Origin of the sequence: Chryseobacterium limigenitum (genome assembly GCF_900114875.1) — a bacterium.
Lineage (GTDB): Bacteria > Bacteroidota > Bacteroidia > Flavobacteriales > Weeksellaceae > Chryseobacterium > Chryseobacterium limigenitum.
Window position 1 is genome coordinate 125,599 of sequence record NZ_FPKW01000010.1, and the last position, 22,712, is coordinate 148,310.

At 34.7% G+C, this 22,712-nt stretch carries 21 protein-coding genes; 13 read left to right on the top strand and 8 right to left on the bottom strand.

Features of this window, described 5'->3' with window-relative positions; translation table 11 throughout:
- Positions 1-119: 119 nt before the first annotated feature.
- Both BT156_RS13460 and BT156_RS13465 read right to left on the bottom strand, forming a co-directional pair.
- Entirely contained in the window at positions 120-692 is a 573-nt protein-coding gene (locus BT156_RS13460; protein WP_072410733.1) for a YceI family protein, read from the bottom strand.
- 68 nt (positions 693-760) lie between these two features.
- Positions 761-1,168 (bottom strand): hypothetical protein, encoded by a 408-nt coding sequence (locus BT156_RS13465; protein WP_072410735.1) that lies wholly within the window; start codon positions 1,166-1,168, stop codon positions 761-763.
- Between the two features lie 61 nt (positions 1,169-1,229).
- Here BT156_RS13465 and radA point away from each other — a divergent pair, with 61 nt between their 5' ends.
- Both radA and BT156_RS13475 read left to right on the top strand, forming a co-directional pair.
- Positions 1,230-2,579 carry a DNA repair protein RadA gene (radA, locus tag BT156_RS13470; RefSeq protein ID WP_072410737.1) on the top strand — a complete coding sequence of 450 codons (1,350 nt, stop codon included), beginning with the start codon at positions 1,230-1,232 and terminating at the stop codon, positions 2,577-2,579.
- 90 nt (positions 2,580-2,669) lie between these two features.
- Positions 2,670-3,269 (top strand): acyl carrier protein phosphodiesterase, encoded by a 600-nt coding sequence (locus tag BT156_RS13475; protein WP_072410739.1) that lies wholly within the window; start codon positions 2,670-2,672, stop codon positions 3,267-3,269.
- A 407-nt stretch (positions 3,270-3,676) separates the two neighbouring features.
- Here the strand turns inward: BT156_RS13475 and BT156_RS13480 are convergent, their stop codons facing one another.
- Together BT156_RS13480 and BT156_RS13485 are read right to left on the bottom strand one after the other, a co-directional pair.
- Positions 3,677-4,201: a DUF6702 family protein gene (locus BT156_RS13480; RefSeq protein WP_072410741.1), complete on the bottom strand. Its 525-nt coding sequence runs from the start codon at positions 4,199-4,201 to the stop codon at positions 3,677-3,679.
- Between the two features lie 81 nt (positions 4,202-4,282).
- A complete protein-coding gene (locus tag BT156_RS13485) occupies positions 4,283-7,510 on the bottom strand; it encodes a S8/S53 family peptidase (protein ID WP_072410742.1) in 3,228 nt (1,075 codons plus the stop codon).
- 120 nt (positions 7,511-7,630) lie between these two features.
- Between BT156_RS13485 and BT156_RS13490 the strand changes: the two genes are divergently transcribed.
- A complete protein-coding gene (locus BT156_RS13490) occupies positions 7,631-8,209 on the top strand; it encodes a HupE/UreJ family protein (protein ID WP_072410744.1) in 579 nt (192 codons plus the stop codon).
- On the opposite strand, the gene BT156_RS13495 is transcribed toward BT156_RS13490, so the two are convergent.
- Entirely contained in the window at positions 8,189-9,523 is a 1,335-nt protein-coding gene (locus BT156_RS13495; protein ID WP_262484309.1) for an MFS transporter, read from the bottom strand. The genes BT156_RS13490 and BT156_RS13495 overlap by 21 nt on opposite strands.
- 137 nt (positions 9,524-9,660) lie before the next feature.
- On the opposite strand from BT156_RS13495, the gene BT156_RS13500 reads away from it, so the two are divergent.
- The 3 genes from BT156_RS13500 to BT156_RS13510 all read left to right on the top strand — a co-directional run bounded on the left by BT156_RS13500 (position 9,661) and on the right by BT156_RS13510 (position 13,395).
- Entirely contained in the window at positions 9,661-10,032 is a 372-nt protein-coding gene (locus tag BT156_RS13500) for a winged helix-turn-helix transcriptional regulator (protein ID WP_072410747.1), read from the top strand.
- Positions 10,033-10,047: 15 nt separating this feature from the next.
- On the top strand, positions 10,048-12,426 hold the full coding sequence (locus BT156_RS13505) for a M1 family metallopeptidase (protein ID WP_072410748.1): 2,379 nt from the start codon (positions 10,048-10,050) through the stop codon (positions 12,424-12,426).
- Between the two features lie 81 nt (positions 12,427-12,507).
- Positions 12,508-13,395 carry a hypothetical protein gene (locus BT156_RS13510; protein WP_072410749.1) on the top strand — a complete coding sequence of 296 codons (888 nt, stop codon included), beginning with the start codon at positions 12,508-12,510 and terminating at the stop codon, positions 13,393-13,395.
- A gap of 63 nt (positions 13,396-13,458) precedes the next feature.
- On the opposite strand, the gene BT156_RS13515 is transcribed toward BT156_RS13510, so the two are convergent.
- Together BT156_RS13515 and BT156_RS13520 are read right to left on the bottom strand one after the other, a co-directional pair.
- On the bottom strand, positions 13,459-14,157 hold the full coding sequence (locus BT156_RS13515) for a LytR/AlgR family response regulator transcription factor (protein ID WP_072410750.1): 699 nt from the start codon (positions 14,155-14,157) through the stop codon (positions 13,459-13,461).
- A complete protein-coding gene (locus tag BT156_RS13520) occupies positions 14,154-15,263 on the bottom strand; it encodes a sensor histidine kinase (protein ID WP_228430124.1) in 1,110 nt (369 codons plus the stop codon). The genes BT156_RS13515 and BT156_RS13520 overlap by 4 nt, the downstream gene beginning before the upstream one ends.
- A gap of 150 nt (positions 15,264-15,413) precedes the next feature.
- Here BT156_RS13520 and BT156_RS13525 point away from each other — a divergent pair, with 150 nt between their 5' ends.
- The 7 genes from BT156_RS13525 (at position 15,414) to BT156_RS13555 (ending at position 22,363) form a co-directional block, all read left to right on the top strand.
- Positions 15,414-16,109, top strand: a complete 696-nt coding sequence (locus BT156_RS13525; protein WP_072410751.1) for a DUF2490 domain-containing protein — start codon at positions 15,414-15,416, stop codon at positions 16,107-16,109.
- An 18-nt stretch (positions 16,110-16,127) separates the two neighbouring features.
- On the top strand, positions 16,128-17,414 hold the full coding sequence (locus BT156_RS13530; protein WP_072410752.1) for a CitMHS family transporter: 1,287 nt from the start codon (positions 16,128-16,130) through the stop codon (positions 17,412-17,414).
- A gap of 69 nt (positions 17,415-17,483) precedes the next feature.
- Positions 17,484-18,689 carry a cation:dicarboxylate symporter family transporter gene (locus tag BT156_RS13535; protein ID WP_072410753.1) on the top strand — a complete coding sequence of 402 codons (1,206 nt, stop codon included), beginning with the start codon at positions 17,484-17,486 and terminating at the stop codon, positions 18,687-18,689.
- Positions 18,690-19,124: 435 nt separating this feature from the next.
- Complete coding sequence (locus BT156_RS13540; RefSeq protein ID WP_066755045.1) at positions 19,125-19,403, top strand: co-chaperone GroES; 279 nt, start codon at positions 19,125-19,127, stop codon at positions 19,401-19,403.
- A gap of 80 nt (positions 19,404-19,483) precedes the next feature.
- Positions 19,484-21,109 carry a chaperonin GroEL gene (gene groL, locus BT156_RS13545; RefSeq protein ID WP_072410754.1) on the top strand — a complete coding sequence of 542 codons (1,626 nt, stop codon included), beginning with the start codon at positions 19,484-19,486 and terminating at the stop codon, positions 21,107-21,109.
- A gap of 127 nt (positions 21,110-21,236) precedes the next feature.
- Complete coding sequence (locus BT156_RS13550; RefSeq protein ID WP_072410755.1) at positions 21,237-21,596, top strand: ATP-binding protein; 360 nt, start codon at positions 21,237-21,239, stop codon at positions 21,594-21,596.
- 566 nt (positions 21,597-22,162) lie between these two features.
- Positions 22,163-22,363 (top strand): hypothetical protein, encoded by a 201-nt coding sequence (locus tag BT156_RS13555; RefSeq protein WP_072410756.1) that lies wholly within the window; start codon positions 22,163-22,165, stop codon positions 22,361-22,363.
- Between the two features lie 12 nt (positions 22,364-22,375).
- Here BT156_RS13555 and BT156_RS13560 read toward each other — a convergent pair.
- A partial coding sequence (locus BT156_RS13560; protein ID WP_139255481.1) for a transposase occupies positions 22,376-22,712 on the bottom strand: 337 nt, incomplete at its 5' end.

The window sequence follows — 22,712 nt, forward strand, 5'->3', positions numbered from 1 at the left end:
TTTAGTTTAGATTCCTCCAGGATGACAAATAAACTGTTAAATTTTAAATTATTATAAAATAAAAAAGGCTTCCCAATACTATTGAGAAGCCTTTTCTTAAACCAAATTTATATGAAAAATTATTGTTTAGCAAGCTCAAAATATAAGCTTACTTCAACGTCTTTAGCTACGCCTGCACCCGTTGGATCATATTTAATGTTATAATCTAAACGGTTAACCGTAAATTTTGTCTGGAAACCCATCACTTCTTTTCCCTGTTGATTTTTTGTGATACCACCGTAAGTTACAGGAACAGAAATTTCTTTAGTTACATCTTTAATCGTCAATTTACCTTTTAAAGTGTAGGTATTATTTTTATCTTTTGTGATAGAAGCACTTTCAAAAGTCATAGTCGGAAACTTTTCTGCATCAAAGAAATCTGCACTTTGTAAATGCTTATCTCTCATTTCAACACCTGTGTTTACAGAGTTTGTATTCACAAAGAAGCTAAATTCCGCTTTATCCAAACCGCCTTCTTTACTGGCAGCTACTTTTCCGTCAAATTTATCAAATCTACCTTGTACAAAGCTGATTCCCATATGTTTGATATTGAAATTTACAGAAGAATGCATTGGATCTACTGCCCAACCTGTCTGTGCAAAACCGACAACACTTAGTAAAGCAAATACAAAAGTTAAAAATACTTTTTTCATTATATATTATTTTAGATTAATCTTATGGCAAATGTAGGCCGTAAAAAACTATTCGACCTTGATCTATGTTAGTTTTTGATTTTTGATGAATTTATTTTTGAATAGAGTAAATCAATAAGATACATTAAAAGTAATATGGCAAAAGAATTCCCGTACATCAATATCGGTAACATATTTTCATTTGTTGGATTTGAAAAATAGGAGAACGGATTATTTCCCGAAGCGATCAACATGCACAAATAAATAGCTTCATATAAAATCGCAATTCTCAGTATTGAATGATAACTTTTCCTAAAAATAATGACAGTTACCAATCCTATTCCTGTAATTACTGAGGTGAGAATTAGAATTAATATTGAATACATTCCGAAACTTCCACCGGGCAAATTTAAACTTCTCACCGACCAATCTGTACACTGAGCATTTAAAAGGCTCATCACCACAAAAATCACCAAACTTTTCAGAATATTTTTCATGCTTGAAAATTAACTAAAATTTCGGAAGAAAAATTCAAAAAAAAATCAAGAACTTCGCGGTATGGCAAAATTAAAAACAGCATATTTCTGTCAGAGCTGCGGAACACAATATTCTCAGTGGATGGGACAATGCAAAAACTGTGGAGAATGGAATACTTTGGTGGAAGAAGTGGTAGAAAAAACCTCATCTAAAACACCACCGTTTTCGAAAACAAAGCAACACGTCATTAATATTGTTGAAGTTGAAACAATAGAAGAACCCCGTATAAAAACTCCTTCCGAAGAACTTAACCGAGTTTTGGGAGGCGGAATTGTTTTAGGCTCCGTTACCTTGATCGGCGGTGAGCCCGGAATCGGAAAATCGACGTTACTTTTACAGCTTGCCCTGAAAATGAAGAAAAAAGTTTTCTACGTTTCGGGGGAAGAAAGTGCTTCTCAAATCAAAATGAGAGCCGACAGATTAACGGATGTTCAAAATCCGAACTGTTTTCTTTACACAGAAACTTCACTGGAAAAAATACTTCATGAATCCAAAAAGCTGGAACCGGATTTTGTTATTATTGACTCTATTCAGACTTTACAGTCACAATTAATTGAAAGCTCACCCGGAACCGTTTCTCAGATCAGAGAATGTTCCAACGAGATCATTAAATATGCTAAAGAAAATAATGTTCCTGTTTTCTTAGTCGGTCACATCACGAAAGACGGACAAATCGCCGGACCAAAAGTATTGGAGCATATGGTAGATGTTGTGTTGAATTTTGATGGAGACAGAAATCACCTTTTCAGATTATTGAGAGCTAATAAAAACCGTTTTGGATCAACCGCAGAAATCGGGATCTATGAAATGGTTTCGCAAGGTTTAAAGGAAATTAAAAATCCATCCGAAATTTTAATTACTAAAAAATTCGAAGAGCTTTCCGGAAATTCTGTTGCCGTAACTTTAGAAGGAAACCGACCAATGTTATTGGAAATTCAGGCGTTGGTAAGCACTGCCGTTTATGGAACTCCGCAAAGAAGCTGTACCGGTTTTGATGCCAAAAGGCTGAATATGTTGTTGGCTGTTCTTGAAAAACGTGCGGGTTTCCAATTAGGCTCAAAAGACGTTTTCTTAAATATTACGGGAGGAATAAAAACCGACGATCCTGCTTTGGATCTTGCCGTTATTGCTTCTATTTTATCTTCGAATGAAGATATCGCCATCTCCGAACATTTTTGTTTTGCAGGAGAAATTGGTTTAAGTGGTGAGATCCGTCCGGTTGCACAGGTTGAACAGAGAATTACGGAAGCTGAAAAATTAGGTTACGAGAAAATTTTTGTTTCCAATCTTAATAAAATTCCGAAGAGAAAATATGGGATAAAAATCGAAGAAGTAAGTAAAATTGAGGATTTTCATGAAAGACTTTTTTAAATTCTAAAGTTTCAAGATGATAGAATAAGAAGGAAAATTAGGTAGTATAATTTACAATTAATTATTCAATTTTAAGCCTTATCTTGTAGTATGAATTATCTGGCTCATTCTTTTCTCACTTTTTCGGACGGACAAATCGTCGGACAGTTTCTGGAAGATTTTATCCGAAACAAAGATCGCTTTTCTTTTCCGAAAGATATTCAGGACGGAATTACCCTGCACAGAGCGATTGACACCTTTACAGACTCTCATCCTGCATTGCATGAGGCTAAAAAAGTTTTCAGTCCGTTGGTAAGATTGTATTCCGGAGCATTTGTAGATGTTTCGATGGATTATTTTTTAGCAAATGATTTAACATTGAACTCGCTTCAAGGCTGGAAAGAACACTCTTCAAGAGTTTATCGTGTTCTTAACAAAAATGAAAAATGGCTTCCCGAAAATTTTAAAAGAATGCTTGTAAAAATGGAACATGACGACTGGCTTTATAATTACCGTGAAGATCAGGGAATAAAATTCAGTATTCAAAACGTTCTCAACAAAGCAAAATATTTGGATAAAGACCTTCCCGTTTTTGAACTCTTTCTTCAAAACAAAGCTATTCTTCAGGAATGTTATGATGCTTTTTTTCCGGATCTGCTGGCACATGCACAAGCAGTAAATGCCCAATTAAAAACAGAAAATCCATTTTAATGATAAAATAAAAACACCTACCGTAGTAAGTGTTTTTCAATGTTTGGGAACATTTATGTTGTTTTGTGTTAGTAGAATTATTTGTGCCTGAAAAATAGCTGTCTATTCTTAGCATTAAAAAGTAAGTGCAGAAAAACGGGATCTTTCATCCCTAATTAGTCATGCATTATACTATTTTGCCTGAATCGTGCTAATACAAGATAAAATTGTTTAAGTTTCATGACAAGTTTATTTAAGTTTTTATTTTGATCAATAAGGGTAGACATACAATTTAAAACGATATGTTAAATATAATATAATTTTTACTAATTTACGTTAAAATAAATATAATATTTTTTATCATAAAGCAAATATTCACAATAAACAAATATCTCAACATCACATATCAACTTCAAACAGTTAAATATTTAAAACTGCTGAAATAAATATCTGTTGGGATAAGCTAACTTTTCGCTTTTGCGATTTCCGTTGACGATGATGTGAACAATATTGATTTGGTCATCAAATAAATTATACAGGAAACTTACAGCAGCTTCTACCTTTTTAGGAGAAGTGAGCGTTTCGGATTCTAAGAAAATATTCACAGATTCACTGTCTTCTTCATAGCCTACGTAATTTACTTTTAAGAATTTGTTGTCAGCTTTTAACCTAAAATATTCAGCACTATAATTTTTTAAAGCTTCATTAAGTTGAGTCTTATATTTTTCGTCATTGAAATGAAGAGACTTTCCATATTTCTTTGCTAAACCATTTTCCAGATCGTCAAGAAAAAAACGTCCTGTAATTTCAAAGGTCTTCGATTTTGAATTGTAATTGATTTCCACAGAACCTACATGATAGGGATGAAATTTTTCAGTACCCTTCAAATCTTTAGATTCAAGAGTAAACAAAAGAGAAAGTGCAACAAACAAAAAATTAAGCTTCAAAAACATTGATGTGAAATTATTAAACAAATATAAAAAAAAGTGACAGGTATTAGCTGCCACTCTTTAATTGTAAAAATTATTGTGAGATTATTCTTTAATGATCTTTTTCACTATTTTAGAATGATTATCTAACGTAATTGTGAATACGTATGTTCCGCTTACAAGATCAGAAACATTGATTTTATTAGCAGTTGAGCTAATATCTGCGTTTCTCACAAGCTTACCGGAAGCATCATGTATTGTAACCGCAGCTTTAGAAGCTTTACCTAGAGTTACATTTACAAAGTTCTTCGCAGGGTTAGGATACACATTAACATCAGCGTTGTCTTTGATATCATTCACTCCTAAAGTAACAGAGTTTGTTTTCACAAAGTAACCTCCAAATCCTGTTGTCTGGAAGCTTACTTCCCAATATTGATAGGTAGCATTCCAAACAATATCAGCAACATTCACAGCAACAGGAGTTGCAGCGCTTCCGAAAGAAGCTACAGTACCTGTGTTACTTGCACTTGTTCCTGCATATCTTTCAACAATAAGATTGGCTTTGTTGGCATTATCTGTACTTGAAGTAGGTAATTTAACTGCATTTAAAAGATTATAAGCATCAAATTCTGCCTGCTTGAAGTATAATGTTACTTTTCCTGTAGTCGTTGCAGGATTGTTTTCAGGATTAATTTCGAATCTTCTTGAAACATAGTTCGGCTGAGCATTATCAACCCAAACTTTAGAAGTAACATTTCCTGTTACGGTACTTGCTGTTTCTTTTTCTACTCTTGAAATTAACTGACAGTTGTTCACAAAATAATTATATCCTGTGGCAACCGGAGCCAGTTTTGTTTGATTTGCTGTTGCTAAAGCTTTAACCTCAGCTACATTTTCATAAACCGTTGCTCTCATTTTAAGATCGAATGTTCTTGCCGTCCAGGTTGTTCCGTCTGTAGATGTTTTTGATCTGTTATTTACTACAACAGATTCGTTTTTCATGGCAATTCTTCCGCTCAATCCATTAATAACGATATAAAAATCTTTTCCTGTAACGGTTTGAATATTTAAATCTGATAGATTAACATAGTTCCATGTAAATCTCTGAATATCATTTACCCAAGAAGAAACAGTTTTAGTTGCAATAATATCGCCCGGATTTCCGTTGGCATCCACTTTTCTTACCTGAATATCAACCGCCATATCACTAGGAATTGCAGAAGTACCTGTAAGGAATGAGAAACCTCCCAATTTACCCGTTAATGTTGGTGTATAACGAACTGCTAAAGCCGTGTTATCAAAGAAATTATTATTTTCTGTATTTGCAATAATGAAAGGTTCGTCGTAAATAACTGTTTCAAAATTTGATTTTACACAGTTTAACTCATCTGTAACTGCTTTATAAATATCTAATTTACCAAAACCCCATCTTGGATTGGGCACGGTACCTGTTGCACCGTCTTGTCTTGCATTAAGAGTCAATCTGCTTTTTACTGCAGCTGCCGTTAAAGTAGGATTTGCCTGAAGCAACAAAGCTACCGCTCCCGCAACTCCCGGTGAAGACATACTCGTCCCCTGATTTTTTACGTAATAAGTAGTCCCATTAATAATATCTGTAGCTCCCGGCGCAGAATTACTTGATCTTACTGAAATAACATTTTGCCCTGAAGCCGTGATTTCCGGTTTCTGAAAACCATCAACCCTAGGTCCCTCAGAACTAAATGATGAAATTGATTCCTGTGGAGTAAGAACATAATAACCTCCCGCTGCAGTATACCAACTCGCTCTTCCCATATAAGAAGCTACAGTAATAGCACTTGATGCATTCCCCGGAGAACCTACAATATACTGATTGTTTCCATCCGTCAATGTAGTCGCTACACCTTGGCTATACAACCAGCCATGTGTTGTTATCTGCTGAGTTCCGTTATTTGTAATTTCTAAAGTATAGGTACCTTGGGCATTTGTGGTTCCACTTGGTCTGCTTACAATTAGCTGTACATATCTTTTATTATTATCTGTACTCCAATAATTATACATTGCAGCTGTTAATCCACCTCCTAAAATATTAAAAGTATTTGTTGTTGTAATATTAGAAATATACTGCTGACCATCCGGTGCGGTAAGCTTTGCTGTAACCGGCGAATCATCATTTGCATACATCAAGAATGAAAATATAGATGCTGCAGAAGTATTACTTGCTACTGTAAAAGTATAATTTTGAGTTGCATTCGGTGCGATATCAACAGTTTTATGAATATTTCCACCATAATCATTACCTGCAGAGATCACCACTACTCTACCCGGGCCTGAAGCTGTAAAAGCATTCACAGCAACTTCGTGACTTCCTGTACCGTCATGAGCAGAACCCTGTCCGCCTATACTCATATTAACAACAATAGGCTTGTTTAGAGCTGTTGCTACATTTTTAAAATAAGTTAATGCATTAATGGTATTAGTCGTTGGGAAAGATCCGTTACCTCCTTTTACAAAAACAATATCCGCTCCGGGAGCAAAACCTTTATGCCTTTTATCAGCAAAACCAGATCCGTTTCCGGCAGCTGTTCCTGCAACGTGGCTTCCGTGGCCGTTGGTATCATTTTCACGGACAAAATTGGTTGGTGAGCCGTCCAATTCATCTTCAATCTGAGCTCTTGTGTACTCTACTCCTGTAGCAAAACCGGCCGGCGAAGTCTCCGCTCCTTGTGGCGTTAATGTCTGATCCCAAATTGAATAAATTCTACTTTTCGTCTGATCTGTAGCCCCTCTGAAATCAGGATGTTTCCAATCGATACCTGTATCATAAATTCCAACTAGAACTCCTGTTCCAACATATGAAGTATTATTAAAGGCTCCATCCTGCAAAAGACTTGCTCCGGATTGGGCTCTGCTTACATCATTATGAAGAATATCAAAAGTCGGAGCCATCACAGAGGTTACGTACGGAAGCTGAGTCAATCTTTCGATATCCTCTATTCCTACCAGTGCGGTCACGAAATTGGGAAGCTGACTTTGAACTAAAAATCCATCAGCTCTTAATTTTTCCGGCGTTTTTGTATAAATGATACAAGAATACATGGTTTGTGCTCCTTTCGAAGTTACAACCAAGTGTTTATCAAGCTGCATTTCAGGACGATCAAAATCTTTAATTTCAATTCCTTTTGATAATTTATCTTTGTTTTTCAACAAAATTTCAAATCGAGAGTCTAATTTTTGAACCTGACCAAACATTCCGTAAGATGAAAGGCCAAGAAAAACAGCAGCCACATTTCTTAAAGTATTCTTTCCTGTAAAGGGAATATGTACTTTTGCAAATAATAGTTTTAAATCCATGTTGCGTAATTTTTTAACATTACAATTATACAATTTTTATTTATTTTATATCTAATTAACGGATACTATTAAAATTAAAACCCCTTAAATAGTAAATAATTCTTTAATTTATCATACTTTATGCAAGACTTTTTATTTTATTTAAAATTAGGCTGGGAACACATTATTTCTCTGGACGCTCTAGACCATCAGCTTTTTGTTTTAGCCTTAATAGCTATTTATTCTTTTAATGACTGGAAGAAAATCTTAATTTTGGTAACTGCATTTACCATTGGGCATTCTATAACTTTAGCTTTAAGTATTTTAGATATCGTAAGAGTTTCTTCAAAATGGGTGGAATTTTTGATTCCGGTGACGATTGTTCTGACTTCATTAGGCAATATTTTAATGAAAAATAAAAAGAACGGCCTAATGAAAATGAATTATTATTTGGCTTTAATTTTCGGTTTAATCCACGGGATGGGCTTTGCGAATACCGCCAGAGTGATGATCGCAAAAAGTCAAAGTATATTCTTTCCGCTTTTAGGTTTTAATATCGGCTTGGAATTGGGACAGATCGTGATTGTTCTCGCTATATTGATTATATTATTTATTTCACTTAAAATATTCAAAATCAATAAAAAAGACTGGATATTATTTGTTTCATCCGGAGTATTTGCACTCTCCTTAAAAATGGCTTTAGAAAGAATTCCTTTTTAATTTAAATTCAGAAATCAAAAATATACTTATAGTTATTAATAGTAAAAAGATCATGGCATACACGGCCATTAAATATCCATTCGTAAAGTTAAAATAGATACGTCCGACCAGGCTTACCCCAAATCCCACAGAAATTTGCTGTATCGTCAAATAAACTCCCGTGGCAATAGACGTTATAGAAACCGGTAATTTCCGCATTGCATTGGTGAACATTGAGGGCAAAACAATTCCACAGCCAATGCCGTAAAAAAATAAAACAACAATTGTCGCCTGCAAATTGACAGTGGAGCTACCAATCGTATAAATGTGCCCGATAAGTCCTGCAACCATTATAACTAAACCGAAAATAATAAATTTCTCCTGATATTTATTTAAAAATCTCACAGATAAAAGTGATGCGATAACATATCCGACCCCTTGACAGGCAAATAACAATCCCGTTTTCGTAGAACTCAAATGATGTTGTTCTTCAAGAAAATTGGCATTGACAAAAAAGTAAGAATCCTGAACCAAATAATAAGTAACCGCTGCCAAAAGCGCTATTTTAAAACTCGGATAGAAAAAAGGCTGTATATTGATAAGAACTTCTTTTCCTTGTTTAAATTTGCTTTTTTGATGAAAAATAAAAACGATAAAGCCAATTACAGATAAAAGCATTAATAAAATATTACTTCCACTCCATCCTTCTTCCCCGCCGGCAACAATTTCATACATCAGAATTATTAATAAAATTATTAAGATGATCTGGGGAAGCATCTGGATTGATTCTTTGTTCTTTACTTCAACTTCTTTCAAATATTTTTTAGCTAAAATAATCACCAGAAGCGCAAGCGGAATATTAATAAAGAAAACAAGTCGCCATGCATCAAAACTAAAATTAAGATCCGGAATGATGCCACCCAACACCTGCCCTACAACCGAAGCTATACCAGCAATTGCGCCATAAATCCCAAGTGCTTTTACCCTTTCTTCTTCAATTTCAAAAACGCTGGATATTAAAGCTACCCCTTGCGGAACCATAAAAGCTGCCGAAATACCCTGAAAAAGTCTGCTTATATTCAATTCGATCGCAGAACTCGAGATTCCGCATAACAATGAGAACACCATAAAACTAAACATGGAAGCTATAAAGGTCTTTTTATGACCAAATTTATTTCCTATTTTACTTCCGGTAATCAAAAAAGCACCATACCCGATAATATAAAACACAATAATAAACTGCGCCTCGGCAGAATTAGCCTGTAAAGAATTTCTTATTGACGGTATTGCAATATTTACTATAAAAAGATCTAAAACACATAAAAAAATTGACATTGAGATCACTATTAAACTCAACCATTTGTTAAACTCTCGAAAATTCCTCATATTTATTGATAAAATTTTAACTTTACCACTTCAAAAGTAACAACATCCATCCCTGCTGTCAAGTAGGTAAAAAAAACATACTCAGTATGAATTTTAGTACTAATTCTGATAATGAAACCATTAGCTGCACAGAAAATTTTCTGTTTTTAGCAAATAACTGCTACGCAGAACATGCTTTGAAGCTAATTAATGGAAAATGGAAGATCTCTCTGATCAAAATCATCGCCAATGACTGCCCGAAAAGATTCGGAGTTTTGAAACGAGAATTAGACAATCTTGCACAGGGAACTTTAAGTACAATCTTAAAAGAAATGGAAAATGACGGCATTATCCTGCGAATCGCCTATGCCGAAATACCACCAAGAGTGGAATACAAATTAACAGAAAAAGGCATTGCCTTATTACCTATTATAAAATCAATGGAAGACTGGTGGTTAGCCTTTCCTAAAAACAATTAATAAACATTAGCAGCTATGAAATTTAATATCCTTTTTATACTCTCTTTTTGTAGCGTGGGTATTGTTGCACAAAACATTCAAAATAACCCTGGAAGCAATCACGGAAACAGGTTTGAGCAATTAGGAACAATTCTTCCTACTCCCAATATCTACAGAACAGCTTCCGGAGCGCCGGGACACGGGTATTGGCAAAACAGAGCCGATTACAACATCACCGCATATCTTGATGAAGATAAAAGGAATTTAAAAGGTTCCGAAACTATCACCTATTACAATAACTCTCCCGATGACCTTGATTACATTTGGCTACAACTAGATGAAAATCAGCAGTCAACTGTGAAGAAAGCAGATTTTCAGTTCTCTTCTACTCTACCGCAATCAACCAATGATCAGCAGTTAAAAGTTTCTGAACTTCCTGTAAAAGATAACGGATATGGAGTAAACCTTGAAAAAGTGACCGATGCATCAGGAAACCCTTTAAAATATACGGTAAATCAAACTATGATGCGTATTGATCTGCCTAAAACTTTAAAAAAAGGAGAACAACTTATTTTTAAGGTAGATTGGAATTACAATATTCCGAACCGTATGAAAATGGGCGGTCGTGGCGGTTATGAAAACTTTGCGGAAGATGGAAATGATCTTTACACGATGACTCAATGGTATCCGAGAATGTGCGTTTACAGTGATTTCCACGGTTGGCAAAACCATCAATTCACAGGAAGAGGTGAATTTGCTTTAGTTTTTGGGAATTTTAAAGTTTCTATGAACGTTCCTTCAGATCATATTGTTGGTGGAACCGGAGAATGTAAAAACTACGATCAGGTGTTGACATCAGATCAATTAGGAAGATACAGAAAAGCCGAAAGCGCAAACGAGCCCATAGAAATCGTTACGTTGGATGAAGCTAAAAAAGCAGAAAAAAATCATTCAAAACAAAGAAAAATATGGAATTTTGAAGCAAATGATGTAAGAGATTTTGCTTGGACCTCATCGAGAAAATTCGTTTGGGACGGGATGCGTGTAACAATTCCTGAAAACAATAATAAAGTAATGGCCATGAGCTTTTATCCTAAAGAAGCTTATGCTTTATACAGAAAATATTCAACGAAGGCGGTTGCGCATACGATCAAAACATACTCAGAATTTACAATTCCTTATCCGTATCCTGTTGCACAATCTGTGGAAGCAGCCAACGGAATGGAATATCCGATGATCTGTTTCAATTTCGGAAGAACAGAAAAAGACGGAACTTATTCTGAGGGCACAAAAAATGGAATGATCGGAGTAGTGATTCACGAAGTTGGACATAACTTCTTCCCGATGATCATTAATTCAGACGAAAGGCAATGGAGCTGGATGGATGAAGGTTTAAATACTTTTACTGAATATTTAACCGAAGAAAAATGGGACAATAAATTCCCTTCAAAACGTGGTCCGGCTTGGACGATCGTAGATTACATGAAACTTCCGAAAGATCAGCTGGAGCCTATCATGAGTAATTCTGAAAATATTATTCAGTTTGGCCCTAATGCCTATTCAAAACCTGCTACAGGACTGAATATTCTTCGTGAAACCATTATGGGAAGAGAGCTTTTCGACAAAGCTTATAAAACGTATGCTAAAAGATGGGCTTTCAAACATCCTGAGCCTGCAGATTTTTTCAGAACGATGGAAGATGCAAGCGGTGAAGATCTTGACTGGTTCTGGAGAGGCTGGTTTTACGGAACAGATCCTGTAGACATCGCCATAGATAAAGTGACCATCGCAACTCCTGATTTAGATGCAGTGCCAATGGCAAAAGAGGAAACTTATACGGTTGATAAGCCTTTACAAAATGAATTTGAAGATATTTCGAAAATCAGAAATAAAGATGATAAAAATATCACTTTTGATGTAGAAAAAGATAAAAGTCTTCAGGATTTCTACTATCGTTATGACAGAGGTCAGGAAAAAGTAGACAATAGCAAAACCTATACTTTAAAGAAAGATGAAAATGCAGCTTTAGATTCTAAAGACAAGGATAAATTTAAAAATATCACAGCCTATCAAATCGATTTTGTAAACAAGGGCGGATTGGTAATGCCTGTTATTCTTGAATTTACATTTGAAGACGGTACAAAATTATACGACAAATCTTCAGCTCAAATCTGGAGACAGAATGAAAAGAAAGTTTCAAAAACATTTTATTTTGATAAAAAATTAAAATCTATTCAGCTTGATCCGATGAGAGAAACCGCGGATATTGATACTTCAAATAATGTATGGAGCAATGACGGAAGTTCTGCGACAAGCTCGAAATTCCAATTATTTAAACAAAAACAAGACGGTCCGGTAAGAGGCGGCTCAAACGGAAAAGTAAATCCAATGCAGGCCGCTGGAAAGAAAAGCTAAAAAATAATTTTTAAAAAGTATTCAGACTCTGGATACTTTTTTTTTTTAGATTTGCCACTTATTAAAAAACTATTAAGATCCATGAAAAAACTCAGTTTATTGTTGATATTTATCTTCTCAGCACAGAGCTTCTTTGCTCAGTCATTACAATTTTACACCGGAAAAAGAGATTTCATCCCCATTGAAATATTGATGGAAGACGGCAGCACAAAAAAAGGATTTGCACAGGATTTTATGCTTCCGGATGTTGCCACTTTCAGCTTCATGGGAAAAGGCTCGAAGAATGCTAATTTGGATAGAAAAGAAGTTAAATTTAAGTCATCAAAAAGCGATACTCAAGTACAATTGATTCCTGTTTCAGATATTAAAAGCCTTATTTACACGAATGAAGATACTCAGGAAGTCTCTCAACTCGACAAACGTCTTGTAAAAGAAATAAATAATGATCTGGAAATGGAATCAGAAGGAACCGTACTGATGCTCCCACTGATGCAAAAGGGGAAAATAAATCTGTACGGCTACAGAAGCATGATGTGCAGAGCAGATTTTGGGAACAATATTTCTTCTGGATTTAATGGAAACGAAGACAACTGCCAACTTACTTATGTGATGATTTATTTAAGCAAGCCTGACGAAACTTTTGCTGTTGCACCGGTAGATTACAGTTCATTAAGTCCTTTGGCTTTATTCAATATGAAGACATTGTATAAAAAGTTTTATAAAGCGTACGAAATTGTAGGAGCCGACTGCCCGGAATTCCTGAAAAAGGTAGATGAAGCCAGACAAAGCGATTATTTCTCCAACAAAACTTTCAAAGAAAATAAAAGAGAATCGGAAGCCGAGAGAAAAGCTTTAATTAAAGGAAAAAAAGGTGCAGAAGCATCCAGAATCAATATGAAGTTCAGAACAGAATTATTCATAAAAATGTACCGAAAACTGCTTGATGATTATGAGCAAACATGTCAGTAATTATCATTTAAAATTCACTTATAATAAGTGAATTTTTTTTATGAAAAATCTTAAATAATTTTTTTAATTCAAATACGCTTTCAAGAAATTCTTATACGTTCTGCCTAACGGAAGTTTATTACCGTCTTTAAGATAAACATTACCAGTATCATAAGAACTGATATGAGATGACAAAACAATGTATGATTTATGAATTCTGATAAACCCCAGATCTTGAAATTTCTCTTCAAAATTAGACATTCGTTCCAAAATCATGTATTTTTTGAGAGCTGTAATAAGGACGATATATTCTCCAAACCCCTGAATCCATTTAATATCTTCCAGGAAAACTTTATTCATGATATAATTGGATTTAAACATGATAAAATCTTCCTGCTTTTTATTCTCTGCTGAATTTTTAAACTGTAAAAAATCTTTTGCTTTATTGACTGCTTTTTTAAACGTTTCAAAATCTACAGGCTTCACCAGATAATGCACAACATCCAGCTCAAAGGCTTTTACAGCATATTGGGTTTCCAGCGTAAGGAATATACAGAGAGGTTTGTAGGGTAACTGCTGCAAGAGTTCAATCCCATTCATATAGGGCATATTAATATCCAGAATCACAAGATCAACTTTATTTTTCAGTAGATATTCCAATGCTTCTTCCGGGTTTTGAAATCCTTTTATAAGGTCGATCCCTTCTATTTGATCACAGTACTGCTCAATAAGCTGCAACGCAGGATATTCATCATCTACACTTACTATTGTCAAATTGGTCATGATAATTTAATTTTTAAAACGGTCTGATATTCTTCATTCTCTCCTTCTGCAGAAATAAAAGTAAATATACCTGAATAATTTTTTTCTAAGATACTCATTACTGCTTCATTCCCCAATCCGCCATTATCTTCGTTGTTCACAAGGATTTTCTTTTTAGCAATGCTATTTATAATTTCAAAAAATATTTCCTGATTTTCTATTTTGTATCGGACTTTTATAAAACTGTCAGATTCTATTCCGATGGCCGAATGCTTAAGTGCATTTTCAAATAGCGTAAGAAAAATTGAGGGCGGAATTTCAATTAATTCCAATGTTTCTTCGTCCTGAATATCAAAAGAAATATCCAGCAGGTTATTGTATTTTAATTGATACAATCCGGTAAGAGATTGAATGGACGAAAACTCCTGAGCAATATTTATCTTTTCCTTATTGGTATCATATATTACATACTGAAGCAACTTGCTGAGTTGCAATATAGATTCTGAGGTATTTTCCGAAGCATGAAAACTTTTTGAATAAATGTTATTCAGTGTATTCAGCAGAAAGTGAGGATTCAATTTAGATTTTAGCAAATCCAGATGCAACTGATCTTTTTCTTCTCCCAATTCCTGAAAATCCTGTTCTATTAAAAATTTATCTTTCGTTATTCCTAAAAATGAAGCCACAAGAATTACAATTCCCTGTTCTGTATACACATTGTATAGAAATTTTGTATTGGAAAGCGTTTCATTAAAATTCATTCTAAAAACTGCCGGCTCCAATAAAATTCTGAAAAGACTGGATACCAAAAAACAGATCAAAGCATACAAAATAAACTGCGGATATTTATTGGATAAATAAAATTGCGGAACAAGATAATAGTACACCAAATAATACAATCCAATATTGAAAAGAATTATAAATAATACACACCAAATTAATTCCGGAGCATCAAGAAAGTAGTTTTCGGTGAAAAAAGTGATCAAAATGAAAACAAAAAAGAAGAAAACATGCTGAAACTTCAATAAAAAGCCCCAACGGTATTTCATCAGCATTTTTAGAATCTTATTATTGAATAAAATTCTGAAAACCAACAATATAACCACAATATTTACTAATAAAAACATCTAAAAACTAGAATTTTCGGTCTCCCAAATATAACATCTTTTTAACCTTATCATGCAGTTTACTGATAAAATCGGTCATTGATTGAAAAATTAATCAGCGATTTCTCCTTCTGGATATATTTGAGAATACAGATATTAATTAAATATTACATGAAGATTAAATTAAAATTAATTATCATTTTACTGATAAGTTTCTGCACCTCAGCAGCCGCGCAAAGCCGTGACAATTATAATATGTGGTTTCAGTATTTGATGTCTGCAAGATTAACAGACAAAAGTACATTAACAGCACTTTCGCAATACCGCTCTTTTGATCTCGCTTATGATACAAGGCTTTTCCTGGTTTCAGCGTATGTGGATTATGAAGTGGCCAATGATGTAAAACCTGCTGCAGGATTTATGTTCCTTGTTTTGGATTCTTATAAATCTGATAACAGTAAAAAGGAAAGATATGAAAAACGACCTTTTCAACAGGTCAGCTTAGGAGGAAATATCGGAAGAACCTCTATATCTCACCGTTTCCGTGTAGAAGAACGTTTCATCAGTAATCCGGACGAATTTATTGTAAGGCTTCGTTACCTGATTTCCCTGAGAATTCCATTTAACAAAGCCGGAGAAAAAGAAAAATTCTACGGAATTCTGAAAAATGAGATCAGAATGAATGTGGTGAAAGAAGATCCGTTCGACAGCAACCGTTTAACCGCAGGAATCGGAATAAAAACCGGAAAAAACTCAGCGATAGAAGTTGCGTTTATCAACCAACTCGAAACCGGATCTACAAGCAATTACGGATATATCGGATTTAGAAACAGCTTCGACTGGCGCAAAAAAGAAAAAAACAGATAACCCAAAATACATTTAGTTATGCTTACATTCCTTGGATTTTTAATGATCATCATCTTTATGGTGCTCATTATGAACAAAAAAATGACCCCGCTTACAGCCTTGGTTATCGTTCCTGTAGTCATCGCTCTTTTTGCAGGATTCGGCCCTGAACTCGGAGATATGATGAAAAACGGGGTTAAAGAAATAGCTCTTACCGGAGTGATGTTAATTTTTGCTATTCTTTACTTCAGTTTAATGATTGACACAGGATTATTTGAGCCTTTAGTCAATATTATTCTGAAAACCGTGGGTGACAACCCTATCAAAACAACCATTGGAACAGCTGTTCTTACTGCATTGGTATCATTGGATGGAGACGGTTCTTCTACTTATTTAATTGTAGTTGCCGCTATGCTTCCGCTTTATAAAAAACAAGGTATGAATCCGTTGGTTCTTACCTGTATCATTATGCTTGCAGGGCAGATTATGAACATTCTTCCATGGGGAGGTCCTACAGCAAGAGTAATGAGTTCTCTGAAGCTTGGGCATACAGAAATATTTGTTCCCATGATCCCTATTATGGCTATAGGTATCGCGTGGGTGATATTTGTTGCTTATATTTTAGGCAGGAGAGAGAAAATAAGAATTGCCAAACATGGAAAATATACCAACTATAACACTAATGATATTATCGGCGAAGTAGATCTTAAGCTTCGACGTCCAAAACTGATACTTATCAATCTTGCTCTTACGATTACCCTTTTGGTAGTCATGATTCTTGATCTTGTGCCTTTAGGTATTGCTTTTATGATTGCTTTCTGTATTGCTTCAATTATTAATTATCCAAAATTAAAAGATCAGCAAAAAATTATTTCCAAACATGCAGGTAACGCTTTATCGGTCGCAGGAATGATCTTCGGAGCAGGAATTTTCACAGGAATTCTAAATGGCTCAGGCATTATGCAGGCGATGGGAAATAGTATGATAGAAATAGTACCCAAAAGCTGGGGCGGTTATATGAATATCGTTACAGCTGTTTTCAGTATTCCGTTTACTTTTTTCTTATCTAATGATGCTTATTATTTTGGAATATTACCCATTATTGTAGCTACAGGACATCAGTTGGGGATTTCTCCCGAGATATTGGGAAGAGCAAGTCTTATTGGCCAGGGTTCACATCTTTTGAGCCCGTTAGTTCCTTCCACTTATTTACTGGTTTCCCTTGCAGGCGTTGAATTTTCAGATCATTTAAAATATACTTTAAAATGGGCTCTCGGATCTTCTGTTGTAATGTTATTGGCTGCGCTGATTCTTGGAATTATTTAATAGTAATTAAAAACACCTTATTCTGGTTAGAATATAATTATATTTTTGTAGAGACAAATAGTTTTTGAAATGAACCTTTTCCATACAAAAAAGACATTTACAGGCAAATACTTAAGGAATCTTACCCTTTATGTATTTGCCGCCATTATCGGTGGAGTGCTTATGGGATATTACTTCCCTGAGATAAGCATTAAACTGGGCGTGGTAAGTCAGTATTTTTTTATGGTGTTGGAAACACTCATTCTGCCGATTATTTTCATGGCTATTATTTATGGGATCTGTCATTTAGCAGAAATTAAAAATGCAGACAGAATTATCTGGCAAACCGGACTCTATTTTATTTTAACAACTTCTTTAGCCATTATATTAGGGTTTATTTTTGGTTTCGCCGTACAACCCGGAGCCAATACAGGCATTGATAGCAGTAAAATAAATACATTTCTTCCCAAAACGTTTGCAATTAATGATAATTCTATCACTTCCGTTCTTTATCTTAACCGACATGCCATTTTTCTTATTGTATCGATCATTATCGGAGTCTCCATAAACCTGTCTAAAGGAAGAGAACGCTTTCTAAAGGTATTGGATTATGGATTGGGAGCTTTCTACACTGTCATTAAATATTTATATATCATACTTCCGTTTATTATTTTCTGTAATATCGCTTTCGGGATTTCAGTGTATGGCATCAATACCCTTTTACCGCTCAGCAAAGTCGTGGCCACCGTATATCTTGCGGATATTGTTTTCATTTTCGGAGTGTTGGGGTTTGTCTCTTATCTATTTAAATTTAATCTTTGGAAATTTCTTCTCAACATCAAGGAAGAAATTATTTTGGTGATTACAACCTCTTCTTCAAAAACAGCCTTTCCCATCATTTTTGAAAAAATGGAAAGCGAAGGATATAGTAGAAAAATTTTAAGATTTATTATTCCGTTGGGATATAATTTTAATCTAGCCGGGGCTTGTATTTATCTTTCTGTGGCCTGTTGTTTCCTTATACAGTTTTATAACATTTCTTTAAGCATTAATGATTACATTTGGCTTTTTATCATCATTTCCATTACCTCAAAAACGGCTTCGGGTGTTCCCGGATCAGGATTTCTGGCACTTATTTTCACACTAAACAGATTCGGAAAAATCCCTTTGACTGATATCGCCTTGCTCTACAGCGTAGACCGCTTTATGAATGAAGCAAGATCTGTTACCAATTTTATTGGCATTGCGGTTTCCGGTGCGGTAATTTCGAAGCTCAATCAACATCAAAAAAATTAAGAGTCTGTTATTATGATATTTAATAATGGACTTGTTCAAACTTTTTATTCTAACCACAAAATTTTTTATACTTAAGTTTATTAAAGCTAATTTAGATAAATGCTGACAAGAACACTTAAGTTGTCTTGAAAACCTTTGATTTTCGCCTTATGTGAACTTTATTATTTTCAACGTTTTAGAATCTTAAAACGTAAGTGATCTTAAGTTTTTAAAAACTTTTGCACATTTTGACTTTGTTTAATTCAACTGAATTACGCCTTACGCCGTATTGATATTTTACCATCAGACGATTCTTACAATTTTCAAAAAAAGCGCTGAAATTTTTCTGCCAAAATTTCACATCGCAGAATAAAAATCTGCCAAAAATTTCGTTTCAGGTGCTTGGCACGTATTTAGAGAATTATAACACAGAAATAATTAAAAATTAAACATATTATGTCAGTAAACTTTAAACCATTAGCAGACAGAGTTTTGATCGAGCCGATCGCTGCAGAAACTAAAACAGCTTCAGGTATTATTATTCCGGACACAGCAAAAGAAAAACCACAAGAAGGTACAGTAGTAGCGGTAGGTCCTGGAAAAAAAGATGAGCCTACAACTGTACAAGTAGGTGACAAAGTTCTTTATGGAAAATATTCAGGTTCTGAATTAAAATTAGACGGAAAAGATTACTTAATCGTAAAAGAAGGAGATTTATTGGGTGTTATCGGATAAGATTCCTGATTTAACTGAATAAAAAATTAATTTAAAAATAATGCTTGACGTCGATTCTGACGTCTAAAAATCTGAATAAAATGGCAAAAGAAATAAAATTCGATATTGAATCAAGAGACGCTTTAAAAAGAGGGGTTGATGCATTGGCTAATGCAGTAAAAGTAACGTTAGGACCAAAAGGAAGAAACGTTGTTATTGAAAAATCTTTCGGTGCACCTCACGTAACTAAAGACGGTGTGTCTGTTGCAAAAGAGATCGAACTTGAAGACAGAGTAGAAAATATGGGAGCGCAAATGGTAAAAGAAGTTGCTTCCAAAACTAATGATATCGCAGGAGACGGTACTACTACCGCTACTGTTTTAGCACAGGCTATCGTAAGAGAAGGTCTTAAGAACGTAGCTGCCGGTGCAAACCCAATGGACTTAAAAAGAGGAATCGACAAAGCAGTAACTGCTGTTGTTGCTAACCTTAAAGAACAGTCTAAGCAAGTTGGTGATTCTACAGAAATGGTGAAGCAAGTGGCTTCTGTTTCTGCTAACAATGACGAAACAATCGGATCTTTGATCGCTGAAGCTTTCGGAAAAGTTGGGAAAGAAGGTGTTATCACTGTAGAAGAAGCTAAAGGTATTGATACAACAGTAGACGTTGTAGAAGGTATGCAGTTTGACAGAGGATACCAATCGCCATATTTCGTGACAAACCCTGAAAAAATGCTAGTTGAACTTGAAAATCCTTACATTCTTTTAGTTGAGAAAAAAATCTCTTCAATGAAAGAATTACTTCCGGTTCTTGAACCAATCGCACAAAGCGGAAAATCTCTATTAATTATTTCTGAAGAAGTTGAAGGTGAAGCTTTGGCAACTTTAGTAGTTAACAAATTAAGAGGTTCTCTTAAAATTGCTGCGGTAAAAGCTCCAGGATTCGGAGACAGAAGAAAAGCAATGTTGGAAGATATCGCTATCTTAACTGGTGGACAGGTTATTTCTGAAGAGCAAGGTTTCACAATGGAAAACGTATCTCTAGATATGTTGGGAACTGCTGAAAAAGTATCTATCGATAAAGACAATACAACTGTTGTAAACGGTGGTGGTGACGAAAGCAAGATCAAAGGCAGAGTAAGCCAGATCAAAGCGCAAATGGAAACGACAACTTCTGACTACGACAGAGAAAAACTACAGGAGAGATTAGCTAAATTAGCTGGTGGTGTTGCTGTATTGTACGTAGGTGCAGCTTCTGAAGTTGAAATGAAAGAGAAAAAAGACAGAGTTGACGATGCATTGAACGCTACGAGAGCAGCTGTTGAAGAAGGTATCGTTGCAGGTGGTGGTGTTGCTTTTGTAAGAGCAATCTCTGCTTTAGCTGATCTTACAGGGATCAATTCTGATGAAACTACAGGGATCAAAATCGTAAAAAGAGCGATCGAAGAGCCATTGAGACAAATCGTTGCCAACGCAGGAGGTGAAGGTTCTGTAATCGTTGCTAAAGTTGCTGAAGGCAGCGGAGACTTCGGATACAACGCTAAAACTGACGAGTATGTAAACATGCTTGAAGCAGGTATCATCGACCCAACTAAAGTAACAAGAGTTGCCCTTGAAAATGCAGCTTCTGTTGCAGGAATGTTGTTAACAACTGAATGTGTAATCACTGAAGTTAAGAGTGCTGAACCTGCTATGCCAATGGGAGGTGGAATGCCGGGAATGATGTAGTCATCACTGCTGCTTTAAATATATAAACCGCTCTGTTTTCAGGGCGGTTTTTTTAATTAATAATTATCTAGTTACAATTTTTTCTTTTTAATTAATTTTAATACTTTTATTTTTAAAATAACTAACCATGTCATATTCGCTATCAATTTTAGGTAAAAATATTTTTGATTTAAATTATCAAGATATTGAAGTATTTTTTCAAAGTGAAAAGGAAGAAAATTTAAATCTCGAGTTTAAATCCTATGTAAATCTAGGTCAATATAAGGAAAAGGAAAACGTCATAAAAAAAAGCGTATGTGCATTACTAAATTCTGAAGGAGGAATTATTATTTGGGGAGCGCCTGTAGAAATACGTGATGCAGACGGAAACACCAAAGCTTCGGGAGCATTAACACCTTTTAGCACAACTTTAGATAAGGATAGATTGATCAATATATTTTCAACCGCTCCGCAAAGTCTCCCGACTTTGAGGAACAAAAATAAATAACTAATTTTCACCATTAAAAATCAAAGAAACCCACACTGGTGCGAGCGTCAAGCTCATTCCTACAAACATAAAACCGCTTACATCCAAGCGGTTTTTTCTTTCCAATATAATATGTAAATTAAAAAACCACCCTTTTTGCCTGGAATTCCAGCCTAATTGCTTGATTATTGAACCTTTTAGGTTAGAAAACCACCCTTTCAGGTTCAAATTCCATCCTTTTTGCTCGGAATTCCACCCTATTTGCTTGGTTGCAGAATCTTTTAAGCTGGAAAACTACCCTTTTAGGTTTAATTTCAAGCCTTTTTGCATGGAATTCTAGCCTAATGGGTTGGTCGTTGAATCATTTTGGCTTGTCAACAAGATTACAATACAGAAATATATTTTTAAGAGCGGTTTTTCCATTCCAGAACAAATTCAACATCCTATATTTATTGCTCCGCAAAGTCTCCCGACTTTGCGACATCGAAAAATAATTTCATAAGCCCAAATTAAAATTTAATATACAAACCGTTCCCATTTCCAGAACGGTTTTCTTTATTTTTACACTTCAAATAAGTAAATAAAACATGAAGAAAATAGAAACAAAAATCGACGAGGCATTTAGAAATACCTTTCTACTTCCCAGAGAAAAAGTAGTCACCGATTTTTTGGTTGATGTTTTAAATTCAAAATACAAATTTAGAGAAGATGATCAAAAAATTGAAGTCATCAGCTTGTATTATTATGCTTCAAGTCCTTTAAGCTTTTTGTTTGCTTTACCTAATTAACCTGAGTTCGGGTTAAGCGAAGTTTAAGAATAATTGACCATCATTTACTTTTTTTAAATTTAATGATGGTTTTTTTGGAAAGAAACAATACGCAGTAAGGCTTCCCAAAATATTTATCATAAAGTTGTTTACACTTCTATGACGAGTGTGCTCCACTTGACAATGATTTTTCAATTCATCGTTTATCGTCTCAATGATCGCTCTTTTGCGAAGTAAAATTTTGTCTTCCATCTTCATAATATGGTTCTTCATATTCTTGCGAAGTTTAGTAAAAAGCTGAATTCCATCCGAAAAAAGCATCTCCCACAAAACTTTTGAGAGATATCCTTTGTCGGCGAAAAGTTTTCCG